This is a genomic window from Zhongshania aquatica (genome assembly GCF_027257955.1).
Taxonomy (GTDB): Bacteria; Pseudomonadota; Gammaproteobacteria; order Pseudomonadales; family Spongiibacteraceae; genus Spongiibacter; species Spongiibacter aquatica.
The window spans coordinates 1-592 of record NZ_JANZNQ010000100.1; the positions used below are offsets into that span (position 1 = coordinate 1).

The 592-nt window shown below is 41.7% G+C and carries 1 protein-coding gene; it reads right to left on the reverse strand.

Annotated elements, in window-relative coordinates:
- Positions 1-144: 144 nt before the first annotated feature.
- On the reverse strand, positions 145-378 hold the full coding sequence (locus O9X78_RS20815) for a hypothetical protein (protein WP_269621598.1): 234 nt from the start codon (positions 376-378) through the stop codon (positions 145-147).
- Between the last annotated feature and the right edge of the window lie 214 nt (positions 379-592).

A 592-nucleotide genomic window follows, 5' to 3' on the forward strand; every position in this document is an offset into this window, starting at 1 on the left:
CTCAGGGGCTGTACGAATTGCGCGATGGTTGGATTAAGCTTCACCATTCTCAGTGAAACGCCCTGTGCGGATCCGCATGCAGGGTGTTGTGGGGGCTGAGGGTTAGAGACCCTTGGCTACCCGATTAGACCAGAATTGTTGTGTTTATTCCCCTGCTTTACCATCAGCCTCATTTTCTGCTCTAAACCTTTCAATGGCTTCAGATATAGCTTCATCTGGATTTGGAGGAATTATATTGACTGGTATTACTACTTCGCAATCCACTGGCTCCATATCTTCAATGATTAATTCTGCAATGCCATTTCCAAGAACTTTATAAAAAAAAGTGGCGTAAGCCCTTACATCAGATTCGTCGGGTTTGTTTTCACTATAAAGCAAGCCACCATCTTCAAGGTTCGTATGTGCTTTACCACTCCGAAAATCAAGGAAAAATACGAGCAGGATAGTTTTTTGCTCATTTATTAGTTGTAGAAGTCTCGATCTGATCTGACATATCTTCTTGAAGAAGAGAGAGTTACCCGTTTTGATAAAGGTGTCGAATCTTAAATCAAAACAAAAAGGTAACTCTCATGCTCCATACTAGCAATCCCAT